Annotated in this window: 15 protein-coding genes and 5 tRNA genes; 12 read left to right on the forward strand and 8 right to left on the reverse strand. The window is 70.6% G+C overall.

Annotated features, from left to right (window positions below):
- Positions 1 to 121 precede the first annotated feature (121 nt).
- The 6 genes from purS (at position 122) to purM (ending at position 7,006) form a co-directional block, all read left to right on the forward strand.
- Positions 122 to 367, forward strand: a complete 246-nt coding sequence (gene purS / locus ACMATS_RS20250; RefSeq protein ID WP_006604673.1) for a phosphoribosylformylglycinamidine synthase subunit PurS — start codon at positions 122 to 124, stop codon at positions 365 to 367.
- On the forward strand, positions 364 to 1,044 hold the full coding sequence (purQ, locus tag ACMATS_RS20255) for a phosphoribosylformylglycinamidine synthase subunit PurQ (RefSeq protein ID WP_390781357.1): 681 nt from the start codon (positions 364 to 366) through the stop codon (positions 1,042 to 1,044). The genes purS and purQ overlap by 4 nt, the downstream gene beginning before the upstream one ends.
- Positions 1,041 to 3,290 (forward strand): phosphoribosylformylglycinamidine synthase subunit PurL, encoded by a 2,250-nt coding sequence (gene purL, locus ACMATS_RS20260; RefSeq protein WP_391150494.1) that lies wholly within the window; start codon positions 1,041 to 1,043, stop codon positions 3,288 to 3,290. The genes purQ and purL overlap by 4 nt, the downstream gene beginning before the upstream one ends.
- A gap of 155 nt (positions 3,291 to 3,445) precedes the next feature.
- Complete coding sequence (locus ACMATS_RS20265) at positions 3,446 to 4,234, forward strand: maleylpyruvate isomerase family mycothiol-dependent enzyme (RefSeq protein ID WP_390781359.1); 789 nt, start codon at positions 3,446 to 3,448, stop codon at positions 4,232 to 4,234.
- Between the two features lie 112 nt (positions 4,235 to 4,346).
- Positions 4,347 to 5,864, forward strand: coding sequence for an amidophosphoribosyltransferase (gene purF, locus ACMATS_RS20270; RefSeq protein ID WP_336410136.1), 1,518 nt, complete (start codon positions 4,347 to 4,349; stop codon positions 5,862 to 5,864).
- A 47-nt stretch (positions 5,865 to 5,911) separates the two neighbouring features.
- On the forward strand, positions 5,912 to 7,006 hold the full coding sequence (purM, locus tag ACMATS_RS20275; protein WP_414168647.1) for a phosphoribosylformylglycinamidine cyclo-ligase: 1,095 nt from the start codon (positions 5,912 to 5,914) through the stop codon (positions 7,004 to 7,006).
- Between the two features lie 163 nt (positions 7,007 to 7,169).
- On the opposite strand, the gene ACMATS_RS20280 is transcribed toward purM, so the two are convergent.
- Both ACMATS_RS20280 and ACMATS_RS20285 read right to left on the reverse strand, forming a co-directional pair.
- Positions 7,170 to 7,430: a DUF3073 domain-containing protein gene (locus tag ACMATS_RS20280; RefSeq protein ID WP_390781361.1), complete on the reverse strand. Its 261-nt coding sequence runs from the start codon at positions 7,428 to 7,430 to the stop codon at positions 7,170 to 7,172.
- A 319-nt stretch (positions 7,431 to 7,749) separates the two neighbouring features.
- A complete protein-coding gene (locus ACMATS_RS20285; protein WP_414168648.1) occupies positions 7,750 to 8,883 on the reverse strand; it encodes a Leu/Phe/Val dehydrogenase in 1,134 nt (377 codons plus the stop codon).
- A 202-nt stretch (positions 8,884 to 9,085) separates the two neighbouring features.
- On the opposite strand from ACMATS_RS20285, the gene ACMATS_RS20290 reads away from it, so the two are divergent.
- Together ACMATS_RS20290 and bldC are read left to right on the forward strand one after the other, a co-directional pair.
- A complete protein-coding gene (locus ACMATS_RS20290) occupies positions 9,086 to 9,931 on the forward strand; it encodes a hypothetical protein (RefSeq protein WP_391150500.1) in 846 nt (281 codons plus the stop codon).
- Between the two features lie 484 nt (positions 9,932 to 10,415).
- Entirely contained in the window at positions 10,416 to 10,622 is a 207-nt protein-coding gene (bldC, locus tag ACMATS_RS20295; RefSeq protein WP_003949541.1) for a developmental transcriptional regulator BldC, read from the forward strand.
- Between the two features lie 403 nt (positions 10,623 to 11,025).
- On the opposite strand, the gene ACMATS_RS20300 is transcribed toward bldC, so the two are convergent.
- The 6 genes from ACMATS_RS20300 to ACMATS_RS20325 form a co-directional block, all read right to left on the reverse strand.
- Positions 11,026 to 11,202, reverse strand: a complete 177-nt coding sequence (locus ACMATS_RS20300) for a DUF6274 family protein (RefSeq protein WP_390781364.1) — start codon at positions 11,200 to 11,202, stop codon at positions 11,026 to 11,028.
- A 211-nt stretch (positions 11,203 to 11,413) separates the two neighbouring features.
- A tRNA-Asp gene (locus tag ACMATS_RS20305) sits at positions 11,414 to 11,488 on the reverse strand.
- Positions 11,489 to 11,712: 224 nt separating this feature from the next.
- Positions 11,713 to 15,699 carry an ATP-dependent RNA helicase HrpA gene (gene hrpA / locus ACMATS_RS20310; RefSeq protein ID WP_414168649.1) on the reverse strand — a complete coding sequence of 1,329 codons (3,987 nt, stop codon included), beginning with the start codon at positions 15,697 to 15,699 and terminating at the stop codon, positions 11,713 to 11,715.
- Between the two features lie 101 nt (positions 15,700 to 15,800).
- Positions 15,801 to 15,874, reverse strand: a tRNA-Phe gene (locus tag ACMATS_RS20315).
- A gap of 23 nt (positions 15,875 to 15,897) precedes the next feature.
- Positions 15,898 to 15,972, reverse strand: a tRNA-Asp gene (locus ACMATS_RS20320).
- 38 nt (positions 15,973 to 16,010) lie between these two features.
- Positions 16,011 to 16,083: transfer RNA gene (locus ACMATS_RS20325), tRNA-Glu, on the reverse strand.
- Positions 16,084 to 16,253: 170 nt separating this feature from the next.
- On the opposite strand from ACMATS_RS20325, the gene ACMATS_RS20330 reads away from it, so the two are divergent.
- From ACMATS_RS20330 to ACMATS_RS20345, 4 genes are all read left to right on the forward strand, one after another.
- On the forward strand, positions 16,254 to 16,604 hold the full coding sequence (locus ACMATS_RS20330) for a metallopeptidase family protein (protein ID WP_336410129.1): 351 nt from the start codon (positions 16,254 to 16,256) through the stop codon (positions 16,602 to 16,604).
- A gap of 128 nt (positions 16,605 to 16,732) precedes the next feature.
- Complete coding sequence (locus tag ACMATS_RS20335; protein ID WP_390781366.1) at positions 16,733 to 17,221, forward strand: hypothetical protein; 489 nt, start codon at positions 16,733 to 16,735, stop codon at positions 17,219 to 17,221.
- Positions 17,222 to 17,453: 232 nt separating this feature from the next.
- Positions 17,454 to 19,628, forward strand: coding sequence for a DEAD/DEAH box helicase (locus tag ACMATS_RS20340; protein WP_414168650.1), 2,175 nt, complete (start codon positions 17,454 to 17,456; stop codon positions 19,626 to 19,628).
- 132 nt (positions 19,629 to 19,760) lie between these two features.
- Positions 19,761 to 19,833 (forward strand) — tRNA-Lys (locus ACMATS_RS20345).
- Positions 19,834 to 19,903: the final 70 nt, after the last annotated feature.

The raw sequence follows: 19,903 nt of genomic DNA on the forward strand, positions 1-19,903 counted from the left end.
GTCATCGGTGGTGACGCGAAAACACGCCGGGCGGTTCCAGCATATCTATGCGCGTAGATTTTTCGGGGCGGTACTGTGGGCCTCACCGCTTCAGCTCACGCACCACACACCGGGAGTGCCAGTGGCACGCGTCGTAGTCGACGTCATGCTCAAGCCGGAGATCCTCGACCCGCAGGGGCAGGCGGTGCAGCGCGCACTGCCACGCCTGGGCTTCGAGGGGATCGCCGACGTCCGTCAGGGCAAGCGCTTTGAACTCGAGGTGGAGGGGCCGGTCGACGACGCCGCCCTCGCCCGTATCCACGAGATGGCGGAAACGTTTCTCGCGAACACCGTGATCGAGGACTTCACCGTGCGGGTCGACTCGTGACCGCACGCGTAGGGGTCATCACCTTCCCCGGCACCTTGGACGACCGCGACACCCAGCGCGCCGTCCGGATCGCCGGCCTCGAGCCCGTGCCGCTGTGGCACCGCGACAAGGACCTCAAGCAGGTCGACGCCGTGGTCCTGCCGGGCGGCTTCTCCTACGGCGACTACCTGCGGGCGGGCGCCATCTCGCGCTTCTCGCCCGTGATGGAGTCCGTCATCGACCAGGCGAAGGCGGGCATGCCCGTCCTCGGCATCTGCAACGGCTTCCAGGTGCTCACCGAGACGCACCTGCTGCCCGGCGCGATGCTGCGCAACAACCACCTGCACTTCATCTGCCGCGACCAGAAGCTGCGGGTGGAGAACGCGGACACGGCCTGGACCGCCGACTACGCAGCGGGCCAGGAGATCTCCGTCCCGCTGAAGAACATCGACGGCCGCTACGTCGCCGACGAGCACACCCTCGACGAGTTGGAGGCCGAGGGCCGGGTGGCCTTCCGGTACCTCGACGGCAACCCGAACGGTTCGCTCCGCGACATCGCCGGCATCACCAACGCGGCCGGCAACGTCGTCGGCCTGATGCCGCACCCCGAGCACGCCGTCGAGCCGCTGGTCGGCACGGGCCGCACGGACGGCCTCGGATTCTTCACCTCGCTCCTCAAGAAGCTGGTCAACGCATGACTCTCGACACGGTCAAGCACGCGGCCGAAACCCCGGACACCGCCCAGCCCTGGGCCGAACTCGGCCTCAAGCAGGACGAATACGAGCGCATCCGCACCATCCTCGGCCGCCGGCCCACCGGCGCCGAGCTCGCGATGTACTCCGTGATGTGGTCCGAGCACTGCTCCTACAAGTCGAGCAAGGTCCACCTGCGCCAGTTCGGCGAGAAGGCCCCCGAGAACGACACCCTCCTCGTCGGCATCGGCGAGAACGCGGGCGTCGTCGACGTCGGCCAGGGCTACGCGGTCACCTTCAAGGTCGAGTCGCACAACCACCCCTCCTACATCGAGCCCTACCAGGGCGCGGCCACCGGCGTGGGCGGCATCGTCCGCGACATCCTCGCCATGGGCGCCCGCCCGGTCGCCGTGATGGACCCGCTGCGCTTCGGCGCCGCCGACCACCCCGACACCAAGCGGGTGCTGCCCGGCGTCGTCGCGGGCATCGGCGGCTACGGCAACTGCCTGGGCCTGCCCAACATCGGCGGCGAGGTCGTCTTCGACTCCTGCTACCAGGGCAACCCCCTGGTCAACGCCCTGTGCGTGGGCGTGATGAAGCACGAGGACATCCACCTCGCGAAGGCCTCCGGCACCGGCAACAAGGTCATCCTCTACGGCGCCCGCACGGGCGGCGACGGCATCGGCGGCGTGTCCGTCCTCGCCTCGGAGACCTTCGACTCGACGGGCCCGGCCAAGCGGCCCGCCGTCCAGGTCGGCGACCCCTTCCAGGAGAAGCTCCTCATCGAGTGCACGCTGGAGCTGTTCCGCGAGCACCTGGTCGAGGGCATCCAGGACCTCGGCGGCGCCGGCCTGTCCTGCGCCACCAGCGAGCTGGCCAGCGCCGGTTCGGGCGGCATGCGCGTCGAACTGGACCACGTGCCGCTGCGCGACGCGACCCTCTCGCCCGAGGAGATCCTCATGAGCGAGTCGCAGGAACGCATGTGCGCGATCGTCGAGCCCGGCAAGGTCGACCGCTTCCTGGAGATCTGCGAGAAGTGGGACGTCATCGCCACCGTCATCGGTGAAGTCACCGACGGCGAGCGGCTGGAGATCTTCTGGCACGGCGAGCAGATCGTCGACGTCCCGCCGCGCACCGTCGCCCACGAGGGCCCGGTGTACGAGCGCCCGTACGCCCGCCCCGGCTGGCAGGACGCGCTCCAGGCGGACGACGCGGCGAAGCTGCCGCGGCCGCAGACCCCGGAGGAGCTGCGCGCGCAGGTCCTGAAGGTGATCTCCTCGCCGAACCAGGCGTCCAAGTCCTGGGTGACCGACCAGTACGACCGCTTCGTGCAGGGCAACACGGTGCTGGCGCAGCCGGAGGACTCCGGCATGGTCCGCATCGACGAGGAGACGAACCTCGGTGTCGCCGTCGCCACGGACGGCAACGGCCGCTACGCCAAGCTCGACCCGTACGCGGGCGCGCAGCTCGCGCTCGCGGAGTCGTACCGCAACGTCGCCGCGACCGGCGCCCGGCCGCTGGCCATCTCCAACTGCCTCAACTTCGGCTCGCCCGAGGACCCGGCGGTGATGTGGCAGTTCGCCGAGGCCACCCGCGGCCTGGCGGACGGCTGCCTGGAGCTGGGCACGCCGGTGACCGGCGGCAACGTCTCGCTCTACAACCAGACCGGCGACACCGCCATCCACCCCACCCCGGTGGTCGCGGTGCTCGGCGTCATCGACGACGTCAACCGCCGTACGCCGATGGCCTTCCGCGAGGAGGGGCAGCTGCTCTACCTGCTGGGCGACACCCGCGAGGAACTGGGCGGTTCGGCCTGGTCGCAGGTGATCCACGACCACCTGGGCGGCCTGCCGCCGAAGGTGGACCTGGCACGCGAGAAGCTGCTCGCCGAGATCCTGATCTCGGCCTCGCGCGACGGCATGATCGACGCGGCGCACGACCTGTCGGACGGCGGCCTGATCCAGGCCGTGACGGAGTCCTGCCTGCGCGGCGGGCGGGGCGCCCGCCTGGTCGTCCCGGACGACCTGGACCCGTTCGTCTTCCTCTTCTCCGAGTCGGCGGGCCGCGCCGTCGTCTCGGTCCCGCGCAGCGAGGAGCTCCGCTTCACGGACATGTGCGGGGCGAGGGGCCTGCCGGCGGTGCGGATCGGCGTGGTGGACGGCGATTCCGTGGACGTCCAGGGGGAGTTCACCCTCCCACTGGCCGAGCTGCGGGAGGCACACGAGGCGACGATTCCGGCGCTGCTGGCGTAGTTGGCGGTCCCCGCGCCCCGTAGGGGCGCGGGGCTGTTCACATATGCGGCTCCGCCGCGTGGGCGCGACCAGCCACAACTGGCCCGCAGCCGAACGCGCAACCCTCCCGGCACGGTTGCCGGAGATTGTCGGAGGCGGCCCCTACGCTGAGGGCCATGCCTCCAACTCAGCGTGCCCGCAAGTACGACGCCGCCAAGCTGGCGGCAGCCATCACCGCACAGCTGCAGCACGTGCGGACCGCCGTCGCCGGCCTCGGCGAGGGCCAACTCGCCCTGCCCACCCGCCTCGACGGGTGGACGGTGCGCGAGCTGGTCACCCACATCCCCCTCACCGTCGGCGTCGTCAACCGCACCCTCGAAGCCCCTGCCGCGCCGGCCAGGGAGATGACCCCGGTGGAGTGGCCCGCGGCCACGGCCGCCCTGGCCGCGCACGCCGACGAAGTGGCCCGTAAAACGGCCGCAGAAGCGAAGCCGCTCGACCTCCTCGACGACATCGCCGCCCGGTTCGCCGAACTGACCTCCGTCGCGCCCGCGGACCGCCTCCTCGCGGTCCGTTCCGGTGCCATGCGGCTCGACGACTTCCTGGTCACGCGCTGTGCCGAACTCGTCGTCCACACCGACGATCTCGCCGATGCCCTGGGCGCGGAGATCCCGTTCGACCGCCAGGCGCTGGCCGCCACCGCCCGCCTGTTCGCCGACACCCTGGCCGCCAGGGCTCCCGGCGGCTCCGTGGAGGTCCGTGTCCCGCCCTTCGCGGTGATCCAGTGCATCGAGGGCCCCCGGCACACCCGCGGCACCCCGCCCAATGTCGTGGAGACCGATCCCCTGACCTGGATCCGCCTCGCCGCGGGGCGTGTCGCCTGGCCGGAAGCCGTCGCTGCCGCATCCGTCACTGCGAGTGGCGAACGGGCCGACATCTCCGCGCAACTGCCCCTGCTCGGCTGAGGACATGACGCTGCCGGTGATGCGCTGTGCGCACCGCGTGGCGCAGCGTGGTGTGAGAATTCCCGCCCGTCCCCGGTTCGGATGAACCTCGTCCCTGCCATAGACTCAAGGTGTGCCTCGTGGTGATGGACGACTCAACCACGACCTGCTCCCCGGCGAAAAGGGCCCCCAGGACGCATGTGGCGTCTTCGGTGTCTGGGCTCCGGGAGAAGCGGTCGCAAAACTCACCTATTTCGGGCTGTATGCGCTGCAGCACCGTGGACAGGAGTCCGCGGGCATCGCGGTGAGCAACGGCTCCCAGATCCTCGTTTTCAAGGACATGGGACTGGTTTCCCAGGTCTTCGACGAAACCTCCCTCGGCTCCCTCCAGGGCCATATCGCGGTCGGTCACGCCCGCTACTCCACCACCGGAGCCTCGGTGTGGGAGAACGCCCAGCCCACCTTCCGGGCCACGGCGAACGGCTCCATTGCGCTCGGCCACAACGGCAACCTGGTCAACACGGCCGAGCTGGCCGAGATGGTCGCCGCCCTCCCGCGGGAGAACGGCCGCGCCACCCAGGTGGCCGCGACCAACGACACAGACCTGGTCACGGCCCTGCTCGCGGGCCAGACCGACGACGACGGCAAGCCGCTGACCGTCGAGCAGGCGGCCGCCAAGGTCCTGCCCGACGTCAAGGGCGCCTTCTCCCTCGTCTTCATGGACGAGCACACGCTGTACGCCGCGCGTGACCCGCAGGGCATCCGCCCGCTGGTCCTCGGCCGCCTGGAGCGCGGCTGGGTGGTGGCCTCCGAGACGGCCGCCCTGGACATCGTGGGCGCGAGCTTCGTGCGCGAGGTCGAGCCCGGCGAGCTCGTCGCCATCGACGAGAACGGCGTGCGCAGCAGCCGCTTCGCGGAGGCCCGCCCCAAGGGCTGTGTCTTCGAGTACGTCTACCTCGCCCGTCCCGACACCGACATCGCCGGCCGGAACGTGTACCTCTCCCGCGTGGAGATGGGCCGCCGGCTCGCCGCCGAGGCCCCGGCCGACGCCGACCTGGTGATAGCGACCCCGGAGTCCGGCACCCCGGCCGCCGTGGGCTACGCCGAGGCGAGCGGCATCCCGTACGGCTCGGGCCTGGTGAAGAACAGCTACGTCGGCCGGACCTTCATCCAGCCCTCGCAGACCATCCGCCAGCTCGGCATCCGCCTCAAGCTCAACCCGCTCAAGGAGGTCATCCGGGGCAAGCGCCTGGTGGTCGTCGACGACTCGATCGTCCGCGGCAACACCCAGCGCGCCCTGGTCCGGATGCTCCGCGAGGCCGGTGCGGCCGAGGTCCACATCCGGATCTCGTCCCCGCCGATCAAGTGGCCGTGCTTCTTCGGCATCGACTTCGCCACCCGCGCCGAGCTGATCGCCAACGGCATGACCGTGGAGGAGATCGGCAAGTCGCTGGGTGCGGACTCGCTGGCCTACATCTCCCTGGACGGCATGGTCGAGGCGACGACGATCGCCAAGCCGAACCTCTGCCGCGCCTGCTTCGACGGCGAGTACCCCATGGAACTGCCCGACCCCGAGCGGCTCGGCAAGCACCTCCTGGAGACCGAGCTGGCCGGCGGCCACGACGCCGCCGACGCGCTGCGCCGTCCGTAGCACTCCGTAGCCCCGCAGTAACGAACGACACGAAAGATCTCAACGTCATGTCTGCTGAGTCTGTTGAGCGTGCTTCGCACGCGGGCACCGGTGCCAGCTACGCAAGCGCGGGCGTCGACATCGAGGCGGGCGACCGCGCCGTCGAACTGATGAAGCAGTGGGTGAAGAAGGCCACCCGCCCCGAGGTCGTCGGCGGCCTCGGCGGCTTCGCCGGCCTCTTCGACGCCTCGGCCCTCAAGGGGTACGAGCGCCCGCTGCTCGCCTCCGCCACCGACGGCGTGGGCACCAAGGTCGACATCGCCCGGCGCATGGGCGTCTACGACACCATCGGCCACGACCTGGTCGGCATGGTCGTGGACGACCTGGTCGTCTGCGGCGCCGAGCCGCTGTTCATGACCGACTACATCTGCGTCGGCAAGGTCCACCCGGACCGGGTCGCCTCGATCGTCAAGGGCATCGCCGAGGGCTGTGTCCTCGCGGGCTGCGCCCTGGTCGGCGGCGAGACCGCCGAGCACCCGGGTCTGCTGGGACCGGACGAGTTCGACGTGGCCGGCGCGGGCACGGGCGTGGTCGAGGCGGACCGGCTGCTGGGCGCCGACCGCATCCGCGAGGGTGACGCCGTCATCGCGATGGCCTCCTCCGGACTTCACTCGAACGGGTACTCACTGGTCCGCCATGTGCTCTTCGACCGGGCCGGCTGGGAGCTGGACCGCGAGGTCCCGGAGTTCGGCCGCACCCTCGGTGAGGAGCTGCTGGAGCCGACCCGGATCTACTCGCTCGACTGTCTGGCCCTCACCCGGACGGCCGAGGTGCACGCCTTCTCGCACATCACCGGCGGCGGGCTCGCCAACAACCTGGCCCGGGTGATCCCGGACGGCCTGCACGCGACCGTCGACCGGTCGACGTGGACCCCGGACGCGGTCTTCGACGTGGTCGGCAGGCTCGGCGGCGTCGAGCGGCTGGAGCTGGAGAAGACCCTGAACATGGGTGTCGGCATGATCGCCGTCGTCCCGCAGGAGTCGGTGGACGTGGCCCTGGCCACCTTCGCGGACCGCGACGTGGACGCGTGGGTGGCAGGCGAGATCACGAACCGCGGGGACCACGCGGAAGCGGTGACCCTGACGGGTGAGTACGCGGTCTGAGGTGAACCACGGTGAACCGCGCCCCGAAGGGGCGCGGGGCTGTGACCATCAGCGGCTCCGCCGCGTGGGCGCGATCAGCCACAGCGGACCCGCACGTGCAGGCAGCACACAACCCGGTCCGGGCGAAAGCCCGGACCGGGTCGGTGAAGAGAATGTCAACGCGTCAAGCGCGGCGACGGTAAGCGGACTGATCGGACGGGCTGTGCTCGTCCTCGTCCTCTTCCTCGTTGTAACGCGCCGCGTACTGGGCGTACGGGTCGTCGTCCAGCTCGTCTTCGAGCGGCTCGCTCTGCGGCGGCTGCTTCGTCGACGGCTGCGTTGCGCCCAGCTCATTGGCCAGACGCGAGAGGTCGGTCCCGCCGCTGTTGTACTTCAGCTGGCGGGCGACCTTTGTCTGCTTGGCCTTGGCCCGGCCGCGCCCCATGGCTCGACCCCCTCATTGACGGGGCTCGACGGCCCCAGAGTCTTGACACGCGTTCACGTTCATGAGTCAGAGCGGACCCCTGGGTTAGGTGTCCGGCCTGTAGGGCTTCAACGGTACCTGCTTCCGCGGCCATACGGTACGTCGCCCGCATGACGTGCCACGCAGCACAACCGGCGAGGCGCCCTGTCCCCGCTGGTCAGCTGCGATTTTAACGTGTCCTGGGCGCCGACCCGCCGAGAGGTGAGAGGGATCTCTCCTTTCACACCTCCCGGCGGCCTTCTGTGGGGACCCCTGTGCGGGGACCGTGCGCCCGATCGGGCTAACGGGCGGCGGCCTGGCGGGGCACGGAGGCGCGGGCCTCGGCCATGCGCTGCTCGGCGAGCCGGTCCGCCGCGGCGGCCGGCGGGATGCCGTCGGCCTTGGCTCGGTCGAATATTGCCAGGGTCGTGTCGAAAATCGTGGTCGCCTTGGCCTTGGCGCGGTCGAAATCGAAGCCGTGCAGCTCGTCGGCGACCTGGATCACGCCGCCGGCGTTCACCACGTAGTCCGGCGCGTAGAGGATCCCGCGGTCGGCGAGGTCCTTCTCGACGCCCGGATGGGCGAGCTGGTTGTTGGCGGCGCCGCAGACCACGGTGGCGGTCAGGGCGGCCACGGTGGCGTCGTCGAGCGCGCCGCCCAGGGCGCAGGGGGCGTAGACGTCGAGCGGCGTGCGGACCAGCGCCTCCGCGTCCGCGACGGCCGTGATCTGCGGGTGGCGGGCGGTGATGCGCGCGACCGCGTCCGCCCTGACGTCGGTGACCACGATCTCCGCGCCGTCCGTGATCAAGTGCTCGACCAAGTGATGGCCGACCTTGCCGACGCCGGCGATGCCGACCCGGCGGCCGCGGAGCGTGGGCTCGCCCCACTGGGTCTGCGCGGCGGCCCGCATGCCCTGGAAGACGCCGAAGGCGGTCAGCACGGACGAGTCGCCGCAGCCGCCGTTCTCGGGGGAGCGGCCGGTGGTCCAGCGGTTGGTGCGGGCCACGACGTCCATGTCCTGGACGTAGGTGCCGACGTCGCAGGCGGTGACGTAGCGGCCACCGAGGGAGGCCACGAAGCGGCCGTAGGCGAGCAGCAGCTGTTCGGTCTTGATCTGTTCGGGATCGCCGATGATCACGGCCTTTCCGCCGCCGTGCTCGATCCCTGCCATGGCGTTCTTGTACGACATGCCGCGCGACAGGTTCAGCGCGTCCCGCACCGCTGCTTCTACGGGGTCCTTCTCGGATTCATACGGGTAGAAGCGGGTGCCGCCGAGGGCCGGGCCCAGGGCGGTGGAGTGGAGGGCGATGACGGCCTTGAGGCCGGTCTCGCGGTCCTGGCAGAGCACGACCTGCTCATGGCCGCCCTGGTCGGACGTGAACAGGCTGTGCAGGACGCCGTCGGCGGCGCCGGAGGAGGGACGTACGTCAGTCACGGTGGTGACTCCATATGTCGCGTCGGTCGCCCTCCTCGGGGTGGCGGAGGGCCGGTTGGCACGAGGGTAGGGCCTGGAAAGCCCCTGGACGGGTCCCGTGCCGAGGATCACCCTCCCGTGGTCCGGCGCCGTGGGACGATTTGGACCGTATGGGGAGGGCGCCCGTCAACTCCCCCTTCTCCAGCGGCTTGAGGGAGCGAGCGTGGGCCTGGCGTCGTCGGTGACCGTCCCGTACGCGGCATACCTGCGGGTCTACGAGCCGCTGGGCGCGTTCCCCGAGCCGGAGCGCTCGCACTGGGCCCGCTACGCCCGCCGGCCGGGCCTGCCCTCCGCCCAGGACGAACTGCGCCGCTCGCTGGCCGACTTGCTGCCCACCCCGCCCGTCCCGGTCCCGGTGCACGAGAGCGGGGACGCCTTCGTCGCGGTCGTGGACGGCGTCGTCTGCGTCTGCCCCTGGCGCACCCGGCTGCGCGGCTGGCTGGCGCTGGAGGAGCTCGCGGCGCGGCTGCCGGCCCCGGTGCTGGACGCGGCGCTGCCCCCGGTGGTCCGCCGCCAGGCGCAGGCGGACTACGAGCGCTGGCAGGAGCGCAACCCGGACGCCCGCCCGTGGATCCGCACCGCGACGTGGCAGGTGCCGCTGCGCTGGTTCGTCCTCTTCTCCGGCGAGGAGCGGGAGTACGGCAAGGGCGAGCCGGCCGGCGAGGAGGTCGTGCTCCGCTACCGGACCCCCATGGTCCAGGCCAGGCGCCGGGTCGCCCGGGGACTGCGCACGCTCCGGGACGCCATCGAGGAGGGGCCGCTCATCGACGGCCTGGTAGATGTGGGGCGGTGGCTGGAGGAATTCCACCCGCGCTCGCTGGTCGAGCTGGACTACGGCGGGCTGGTGCATATGGTTCCGGAGGCACGGCTCGCCGAGGACCGCTCCGCCGCGGACACCGAGGAGGGCCTGGCGGCGCTGCGGGCCGGAGACGGGGTGCGGGCGGGAGAGGCGTACGAACGGCTGACGGAGCGTTGGCGGGCCGTACGGGACCGCCAGTTCGCCAACTGAACGGGATCGGGGCGGCGGGTCTGGCAGGGTGTCTCCAGGACCTAGGTCCCGATCCGGGCCATTGCGGCAACCGTGACCTAACGCACTTTCGTCAGGTCTTGCGCCCATCGCCCATCGCCGTGGCAAAATAGGACAAGGAGTCCGGGAAGGGCTCCTTCCGTCCAACTAAGGGCGGATAGATCGGTATTGCACTCCTTGGCGGGTCTGGTGACCCCTGATCCCGCTGTGACTGATCGTCACGGTGGCGTGACTGTCCGCTATGGCACGGTCGGTCGGCTTCCGTCGAGGTTGAACACCTGAGAGGGCAATTCCATCGGTTTGGCCGACGTGGCTGGACAGATGGTGTAGTTGTAGTGCCGAGGACAAGCCGTTCGTCCTATAACCGACTCGGCCCGCGTCCGCCATTTCGGGCAACGCGGGTCAAGGTGCAGAATTTAGAGGAAAGAACCGACGTGATGGTTCGGTTCTCCCGAGGAGGCCGCTCATGACCGCTCGCACCCCTGATGCCGAGCCGCTGCTGACCCCGGCTGAGGTTGCCACGATGTTCCGCGTGGACCCCAAGACGGTCACCCGTTGGGCCAAGGCAGGCAAGCTCACGTCCATCCGCACGCTCGGAGGACACCGGCGCTACCGCGAAGCGGAGGTCCGTGCCCTGCTGGCGGGCATTCCGCAGCAGCGCAGCGAGGCCTGAACAACTGAAATGACCGGGTGTTGACCGGGGCCCCCAACCCGGACGCCGCCCACTCAGGCACCACGCTTCACCAAGCAGCAAAACGACGAGGGCGCCTGCCCCAACAGGTTCCCTGCCCACCGACTTGGGCGAGTCGTCGATCGCGCTGGGCTCCGCCGGGCCCAGCGCGATCTTTTTATGTCGTCACCATGCCGCGTCGTACGGATCCTCGGTGGGCAGTGCAATTGCACATATTAAATTGACCGGCCGCCCGGAGGGCGTGAGTTCCCCATCCGTGGGAACTGTTTACGTGACTCCCATCACAGCGCAGGTTTCTTGAATGCGCCGTGCCGCTGCGGTATTGAGGCCCGACTGTCGCGGGAGCGGCTGCCGTTGGCCGCGCTGCCGGCCGTGGTGCCGGCCGTCAGGAAGCGCTCTGCTCCGGCACCGCGTCGGCCGCCTCCTGGGCGAGCCGCAGGAGGCGGTGACAGACCGGGCAGTGTCTGGTCAGATGGCGGTAGCCCGACGCGGCCGCGAGATGGGCGCGCAGCAACGCCCGCGTCTCGTGCCGAGCGGCGTCGGGGCGGGTGGTCGTGGGCATGGGGGCAGCACCTCCCATTGACTGGGTACCCCTGGCACGTGTCCCAGTCAAGGTCAAGTAGCAAGCCCATGTACGAAAAGGCCCGGATCCATGGGATCCGGGCCTCAACCTGTGCGGTCCTGACGGGATTTGCCGCATCCGACGGCGGCTCCGCCGCGGGCAGACAACAGTGAAGCCCGCCCCCAGCAAGGGGACGGGCTTCACTTCGATGCGGTCCTGACGGGATTTGAACCCGCGGCCTCCACCTTGACAGGGTGGCGAGCACTCCAAACTGCTCCACAGGACCTTGGTGCACCGTCCGCTCTCGCGTCGTTGCGTGGATGACTCTACAGCAGGTCAGGGGGTGCGGTCGAACCCGATCACGGCGTGCGGCGAGTGATCTGGGGCACGGCGGGTTCCGCGCCCCGTCAGGGGCGCTGGGGGCACCCCCAGCGGTAGCTGGGGGAGGAACTGCGCGAGCAGCCACAGCGGACCCGCACCCGACAAAGAACCGCACCCCCAGCGGGAGCGTCACGGCACGAGGGCGTCGATCGCCTTCACGATCCGCTTGTCGGACACGGGGTGCGCGGTGCCGAGGGCGTGCGCGAAGTAGCTCACCCGCAGCTCCTCGATCATCCAGCGGATGTCGAGCGCCTCCTGCGGCACCGGGCGGCCCTTGGGGAACTGCTCCAGCAGCCAGGCGTGCTCGTCCTGCATCTCCTTCACCTTGGCCATCCGCGTGCGGTCCCGCTCGGCGTTGGTGGGCAGCTGGGTCAGCCGCCGGTCGACCGCCACCAGGTAGCGCATGAGGTCGGGCAGCCGGCGGACGCCGTGGGCCGTCACGAAGCCGGGCTTGATCAGCTCGGCCAGTTGCTCCTTGATGTCCGTCAGGGACGGGAGCAGGGTCGGGCTCGTCGTCGCCTTCAGGCGGCGCTCGCAGGCCTGCCAGGCGGCCAGCACCTCCTGGACCTTGCGGACGGTGTCCAGCGTGGCGTCCATGATGTCGGCGCGCACGGCGTCGAAGAGCTTGCGGAAGGACTCCTCGTCCCAGGCAGGGCCGCCGTGCACCGCGATCAGCCGGTCGGCGGCGGCCGCGACGCAGTCCTCGAACAGCGCCGGGATGGAGCCGTGCGGATTGCGGGCGAGGGCGAGCTTCTGCTGGTTGCCGAGCTTGTCCTGGACGAACTTGGCCGGGTTCGACGGCAGGTTGAGCAGGATGAGCCGGCGGTTGCCGCGCCACATCGCCTCGCGCTGCTCGGGCTCGGTGTCGAAGAGCCGCACCGCCACCGACGAGCCCTCGTCGACCAGGGCCGGATAGGCCTTGACGGGCTGGCCCGCGCGCCGGGTCTCGAAGGTGCGCGGCAGGGTGCCGATGCTCCACTGCGTGAGCCCCGACCGCTGCTCCGGCCCCGCGGTGCCCGTGCCGCCGGCCGGTCCGGCGGTGCGCTTCCCGGTGGACTGCTCGAAGGCCTTGTTGATCGCGGCCTGCGTCTTCGGCTTGAGCCGGAGCCGCAGTGCCTCCAGGTCCTTGTCCTCGGCGATCTTCCGGCGCCGCTCGTCCACGACCCGGAACGTGATCTTCAGGTGGTCCGGGACCCTGGCCGGGTCGAAGTCCTCGGCCTCCATTCGCACGCCCGTCATCCGGTGCAGGTCGCGCGCCAGGGCGGCCGTCAGCGGCCCCTGCAGCGGGACGGCGCCGTCGAGGAACCGCGCGGCGAAGTTCGGCGCCGGGACGCAGTTCCGCCGGATCGGTTTGGGCAGCGAGCGGATCAGCTCCGTCACCAGGTCCTCGCGCAGTCCGGGGATCTGCCAGTCGAAGCCCTCGGCCGAGACCTGGTTGAGCACCTGGAGCGGAATGTGGACGGTCACGCCGTCCGCGTCCGCACCGGGCTCGAACTGATAGGTCACCCGGAACTTCAGGGCGCCCTGGCGCCACGAGTCCGGATAGTCGTCCTTGGTGACCGCCTCGGCGTTCTCGTTGATGAGCATGGAGTGCTCGAAATTGAGCAACTCCGGTTCCTCGCGGCGCTTGTGCTTCCACCAGGAGTCGAAGTGCGCGCCGGAGACGACGTGTTCGGGCAGCCGCTGGTCGTAGAAGTCGAAAAGCGTCTCGTCGTCCACGAGGATGTCGCGGCGCCGCGCCCGGTGCTCCAACTCCTCGACCTCGCCGAGGAGTTTCCGGTTGTCGTGGAAGAACTGATGATGCGTCCGCCAGTCGCCCTCGACGAGCGCATTGCGGATGAACAGATCCCGGCTGGTCTCCGGATCGATCCGCCCGTAATTGACCTTCCGCTCGGTCACGATCGGCACGCCGTAGAGCGTCACGCGCTCGTAGGCCATCACGGCGGCCTGCTTCTGCTCCCAGTGCGGCTCGCTGTAGGTGCGCTTGACGAGATGCTGGGCGAGCGGCTCGATCCAGTCCGGCTCGATACGGGCGTTGACGCGCGCCCAGAGGCGGGAGGTCTCCACCAGCTCGGCCGACATGATCCAGCGCGGCGGCTTCCGGAAGAGCGCCGAGCCGGGGAACACGGCGAACTTGGCGCTGCGGGCGCCCAGATACTCGTTCTTGGCTGTTTCCTTCCCGCCCTCCCCCCCGGCGTTCTTCAGGCCAAGATGCGACAGCAGACCCGCCAGCAGCGACTGATGGATCCGCTCCGGCGCCGCGTCCTCCTCGGCGAGGTGGATCCCCATCTGCTTGGCGACCGTGCGCAGCTGCGAGTAGATGTCCTGCCACTCGCGTATCCGCAGGTAGTTCAGGTACTCCGACTTGCACATGCGGCGGAAGGCCGAGGACGACAGGGCCTTCTGCTGCTCGCGCACGTAGCGCCAGAGGTTGAGGAAGGCGAGGAAGTCGCTCGTCTCGTCCTTGAAGCGCGCGTGCTGCTGGTCGGCCTGCTGCTGCTTGTCCGAGGGCCGCTCGCGCGGGTCCTGGATGGACAGCGCGGCCGCGATCACCATGACCTCGCGCACACAGCCGTTGCGGTCGGCCTCCAGGACCATCCGGGCCAGCCTGGGGTCCACCGGGAGCTGCGCGAGCTTGCGCCCGAGCGGGGTGAGTCTCTTCTTCGGGTCCTTCTGCTCGGCATCGACCGCGCCCAGCTCCTGCAGCAGGGCCACGCCGTCCTTGATGTTGCGGCGGTCCGGCGCGTCGATGAAGGGGAACTTCTCGATGTCGCCCAGGCCGGCCGCGGTCATCTGCAGGATGACGGACGCCAGGTTCGTCCGCAGGATCTCCGCGTCGGTGAACTCCGGCCGGGAGAGGAAGTCGTCCTCCGCGTACAGCCGGATGCAGATGCCGTCGCTCGTCCGGCCGCAGCGGCCCTTGCGCTGGTTGGCGCTGGCCTGGCTGACCGGCTCGATCGGCAGGCGCTGGACCTTCGTGCGGTGGCTGTAGCGCGAGATGCGGGCGAAGCCGGGGTCGATGACGTAGCGGATGCCCGGGACGGTCAGGGACGTCTCCGCGACGTTCGTGGCGAGAACGATCCTGCGCCCGGTGTGCCGCTGGAAGACCCGGTGCTGCTCGGCGTGGGACAGCCGCGCGTAGAGCGGAAGGATCTCGGTGAACCTGAGCTTCTTCTTCTCCAGCGCATCCGCCGTGTCCCGGATCTCCCGCTCGCCGGAGAGGAAGACCAGGATGTCGCCGTCGCCCTCGGCCTGCAGCTCGTCCACGGCCTCGCAGATCGCGGTGATCTGATCGCGGTCGGCGTCCTCCGAGCCCTGCTCCAGCAGCGGCCGGTAGCGCACCTCCACCGGATACGTACGGCCGCTGACCTCGACGATCGGCGCGTTGCCGAAGTGCCGGGAGAAGCGCTCGGGGTCGATGGTGGCCGAGGTGATGACGACCTTGAGGTCGGGGCGGCGCGGCAGCAGCTGGGCGAGGTAGCCCAGCAGGAAGTCGATGTTGAGGCTGCGCTCGTGCGCCTCGTCGATGATGATCGTGTCGTACTGGCGCAGCTCGCGGTCCGTCTGGATCTCGGCGAGCAGGATGCCGTCCGTCATCAGCTTGACGAGCGTGTCGTCGCCGACCTGGTCCGTGAAGCGGACCTTCCAGCCGACCGCCTCGCCCAGCGGGGTGCGCAGCTCCTCGGCCACCCGCTCGGCGACCGTGCGGGCCGCGATCCGGCGCGGCTGGGTGTGCCCGATGAGGCCCTTGACGCCGCGGCCCAGCTCCAGACAGATCTTGGGGATCTGGGTGGTCTTGCCGGAGCCCGTCTCGCCCGCGACGATCACCACCTGGTGGTCGCGGACGGCCGCCAGGATCTCGTCCTTCTTCTGGCTGACCGGGAGCTGCTCGGGATACGTGATGGCCGGGACGGCCGCGCGGCGGCCCTCGACGCGCAGTTCGGCCTCCGCGATGCCCTCGGCGATCTCGGCCAGCACGGCCGCACGGGCCTCGGGCTTGCGGATACGGCGCGCACCGTCGAGCCGGCGCCCGAGCCGCTGCTGATCGCGGAGCGTCAGCTCGGGCAGGCGGCCGGAGAGGTCGGCGAAGGGGGCGAGGGCAGGCTGCGTAGACATACGGGATCCAGGATCGCACCAGCCGCCGTGAAGCGGCGAACGCATTTAAGGGTGCCCGGGAAAAGCACTGAGCCCCCCGTCCGAGGACGAGGGGCTCGCTGTGGCTGGGGCCGGGGTCGAACCGGCGACCTTCCGCTTTTCAGGCGGACGCTCGTACCAACTGAGCTACCCAGCCACACGATCCACGAGGGATCGCAGCGGTCCTGACGGGATTTGAACCCGCGGCCTCCACCTTGACAGGGTGGCGAGCACTCCAAACTGCTCCACAGGACCAAGCTCGTGCGAGAACCAGTCTCGCACAGGATCTTGCGTGCCCCCAACGGGATTCGAACCCGTGCTACCGCCTTGAAAGGGCGGCGTCCTGGGCCACTAGACGATGAGGGCTGTCGGCCCACCTTGTCGCTTCGCAGCGCCTCGGGGACGTGAGAAGCATATGGGATGCAGGGACCTAACGCCAAAACGGTTTGCCTCCGGGCTCCCGGGACGGGCTCCGACGGCCTCCGGCAGCCGTCGGGTCCGGGCATCGGAGGCCTTCGTGCCGGACAATGGCGGGCGTGCTGGAGATGACGCGCGAGGACTTCGAGGAACTGGTCGCCGAGGCCCTGGACCGGATCCCGCAGGAGCTGACGCGGCTCATGGACAACGTCGCGGTGTTCGTCGAGGACGAGCCCCCCGCCGCGGACCCGGAACTCCTCGGGCTCTACGAGGGGACGCCGCTGACCGAGCGCGGCGAGTGGTACGCGGGCGTGCTCCCGGACCGCATCACGATCTACCGGGGCCCGACCCTGCGGATGTGCGCCACGCGGGAAGAGGTGGTCCACGAGGCGGAGGTGACGGTCGTTCACGAGATCGCCCACCACTTCGGGATCGACGACGAGCGGCTGCACGCACTCGGCTACGGGTGACGGGTCCGGGGGAGGGGCGCCGGTCGCCGGCTTGTTCGGATCGGGCCGCGGCGGGCCACGCGTGTCCTGGGCGGGGCGGGGCCAGTTGGGCAGGTCGCCTGTCCCCCGCGACCCGAAGGCGGTCCCCCATGCGCGTACCTTCAGCGCACTCGGCACTCACCCGCATCGCGGCCGTGGCCGTCACGGCCATGGCGCTCGGCGGTTGCATGAGTGTGAGCGACCCGGGCCGCCCCGCGCCCTCGGGCACGGACAAGCAGCGCGAGTCGGGTCCGCAGGCGGACGGCGCGGTGCGGCTGCCGGGCGACCGGCCGGGCCGGACGGACGCCAAGGCGCTCAGGGGCGCGAGCGGCAGCCCCTCGGCCAAGGGCGGCCGGTCCGCCTCGCCGTCGGCCGAGGCGTCCGCGACCCCCGGCGTGTCGCCCCCCGCCGTGCGCCCGGGCAAGCCCGCGCCGTCGAAGCCGGCCGGCGGCCAGACGGCTCCAGGCCGCCCGACCCCGCCGCCGGACCGGCCGCCCACGCCGCCGGCCGGCTCGCCGTCCTCGCCGCCGTCCCCGCCGCCGGAGTCGTCGGCCCCGCCGTCCCCGCAGCCGGGTCCGAAGGCCGGGCCGGCCTCGTAGCGGCCGGCGGGCGGGACTGTGGCGCAGGCCATGAACAGGCGGCTTGCGCAGGACGGCATGAGGTGCGTATGGTGGTAGATCGTTTGATCCCATTTGCCCGGCGCCTGCACAGAAGCGCGCCGTGTGGCGCGTTCCTTACCTTGCCGTGGCTGACCGCATTGAGGCGGTCGTTTGCGAAAGCCGACACGGAGCTTGGGCGCGTGCCGAAACTCCGGAAGGTTTCGCATTTCGCATGTCCATTTCCACTGACCAGACCATCATGCCCGCCGCCGAGGACGAGATCGTTCTCGACGAGCTCGAGGTTGCTGCCGAGGCCGACGAGGCCACCGAGGCCGCCGAGCCCACCATCACCTTCGCCGACCTGGGCCTGGACGACGCCGTCGTCCGCAAGCTCGCGCAGAACGGTGTCACCACGCCCTTCCCGATCCAGGCCGCGACCATCCCGGACGCCCTGGCCGGCAAGGACATCCTGGGCCGCGGCCGCACCGGCTCCGGCAAGACGCTCTCCTTCGGCCTGCCGCTGCTGTCGACCCTGGCCGACGGCCGCACCGAGAAGAAGCGCCCGCGCGGCCTGATCCTCACCCCGACCCGTGAGCTGGCGATGCAGGTCGCCGACGCCCTCCAGCCGTACGGCGACGTGCTCGGCCTGAAGATGAAGGTCGTCTGCGGCGGTACGTCCATGGGCAACCAGATCTACGCCCTGGAGCGCGGCGTCGACATCCTCGTCGCCACCCCGGGCCGTCTGCGCGACATCATCGACCGCGGCGCCGCCTCGCTCGACAAGGTCCAGGTCGCCGTCCTCGACGAGGCCGACCAGATGGCCGACATGGGCTTCCTGCCCGAGGTCACCGAGATCCTCGACCAGGTGCCGAGCGGCGGCCAGCGCCTGCTGTTCTCCGCGACGCTGGAGAACGAGATCGACACGCTGGTCAAGCGGTACCTGGTCAACCCGGTCACGCACGAGGTCGACCCGTCGGCCGGTGCCGTCACCACCATGACCCACCACGTCCTCGTCGTGAAGCCGAAGGACAAGGCGCCGGTCACCGCCGCCATCGCCGCCCGCAAGGGCCGCACCATCATCTTCGTCCGCACCCAGATGGGCGCCGACCGCGTCGCCGAGCAGCTGCTCGACGCCGGTGTGCGCGCGGACGCGCTGCACGGCGGCATGACCCAGGGTGCGCGCACCCGCGTCCTGGAGGACTTCAAGGGCGGCCGCGTCAACTGCCTGGTCGCCACCGACGTCGCCGCCCGCGGCATCCACGTCGACGGCATCGACCTGGTCCTCAACGTCGACCCGGCGGGCGACCACAAGGACTACCTGCACCGCTCCGGCCGTACGGCCCGCGCCGGTCAGTCCGGCACGGTCGTCTCGCTGTCCCTGCCGCACCAGCGCCGCCAGATCTTCCGCCTGATGGAGGACGCGGGCGTCGACGCCTCGCGCCACATCGTCGGCGGTGCCGGCGTCTTCGACCCGGAGGTCGCCGAGATCACCGGCGCCCGCTCCCTCACCGAGGTCCAGGCCGACTCCGCGGCCAACGCCGCCAAGCAGGCCGAGCGCGAGCTCGCCGGCCTCAACCGCGAGCTGGAGCGCGCCCAGCGCCGCGCCACGGAGCTCCGCGAGGAGGCCGACCGCCTGCTGGCCCGCGCCGCCCGTGAGCGCGGCGAGGACCCGGAGGCCGCTGTCGCCGCCGCGGCCGAGGAGGCCGCAGTCGAGGCCGCCAAGGAGGAGGCCGCCGCTGCCGTTCCGGAGCCGCGCCAGCAGTCGTCCTTCGAGCGCCGCGACGAGCGGGGCAACTTCGAGCGCCGGTCGGGCGGTTTCCGCCGCGACGACCGTCGTGACGAGCGCCGTGACGACCGTCGCGAGGACCGCGGCGGCTTCCGTCGCGACGACCGCCGTGACGACCGTCCCTCGGGCGGTTTCCGCCGTGACGACCGTCGCGACGACCGTGGCGGCTTCCGCCGTGACGACCGTCCCTCCGGTGGCTTCCGCCGCGAGGAGCGTCGTGACGACCGCGGTGGCGACCGTGGCGGCTTCCGTCGCGACGACCGTCCCTCCGGTGGCTTCCGCCGTGACGACCGTCCCTCGGGCGGTTTCCGCCGCGAGGAGCGTCGTGACGACCGCGGTGGCGACCGTGGCGGCTTCCGCCGTGACGACCGTCCCTCCGGTGGCTTCCGCCGCGACGACCGTCCGTCCGGTGGCTTCCGCTCCGGTGGCAGCGACCGTCCGTTCAACCGCGACCGCCGCGACGACCGCCCCTCCGGTGGCTTCCGCTCCGGCGGCAGCGACCGTCCGTCCGGTGGCTTCCGCTCCGGTGGCAGCGACCGCCCCTCCGGCCGTCGTGACGACCACCGCGGCGCCGGCTTCGACCGCCGCGCCGACAAGCCGCGCTGGAAGCGCAACGGCTGATCCCCGCAACTGATCTGAGGGCCCGTACGGCACGCTGATGCCGTACGGGCCCTCGTCTTTCGGCCGTCCGCGCAACTGCATGGGCCATAACGACTCGGGCTCCGGCGGTCGGCCGGGCTATGCTGCGGGTGCGGGCCGTTAGCTCAATTGGCAGAGCAGTGGACTTTTAATCCATTGGTTGTGGGTTCGAGTCCCACACGGCCTACTACCCGATGAGGTCACAGCACCACCTGTGACCTGCATCTTTTCGCCCCGGCTGGGCTTCTCCAGCCGGG

This window comes from Streptoverticillium reticulum (genome assembly GCF_047456005.1).
Lineage (GTDB): Bacteria > Actinomycetota > Actinomycetes > Streptomycetales > Streptomycetaceae > Streptomyces > Streptomyces reticulum.

Bases quoted from the DNA above. Each gene is read 5' to 3' on its own strand.
- ACMATS_RS20335 (WP_390781366.1), top strand. From the start codon at position 16,733: ATGCGCGTACCTTCAGCGCACTCGGCACTCACCCGCATCGCGGCCGTG.
- ACMATS_RS20265 (WP_390781359.1), top strand. From the start codon at position 3,446: ATGCCTCCAACTCAGCGTGCCCGCAAGTACGACGCCGCCAAGCTGGCG.
- ACMATS_RS20280 (WP_390781361.1), bottom strand. From the start codon at position 7,430: ATGGGGCGCGGCCGGGCCAAGGCCAAGCAGACAAAGGTCGCCCGCCAG.
- ACMATS_RS20340 (WP_414168650.1), top strand. From the start codon at position 17,454: ATGTCCATTTCCACTGACCAGACCATCATGCCCGCCGCCGAGGACGAG.
- hrpA (WP_414168649.1), bottom strand. From the start codon at position 15,699: ATGTCTACGCAGCCTGCCCTCGCCCCCTTCGCCGACCTCTCCGGCCGC.
- ACMATS_RS20300 (WP_390781364.1), bottom strand. From the start codon at position 11,202: ATGCCCACGACCACCCGCCCCGACGCCGCTCGGCACGAGACGCGGGCG.
- purL (WP_391150494.1), top strand. From the start codon at position 1,041: ATGACTCTCGACACGGTCAAGCACGCGGCCGAAACCCCGGACACCGCC.
- bldC (WP_003949541.1), top strand. From the start codon at position 10,416: ATGACCGCTCGCACCCCTGATGCCGAGCCGCTGCTGACCCCGGCTGAG.
- purM (WP_414168647.1), top strand. From the start codon at position 5,912: ATGTCTGCTGAGTCTGTTGAGCGTGCTTCGCACGCGGGCACCGGTGCC.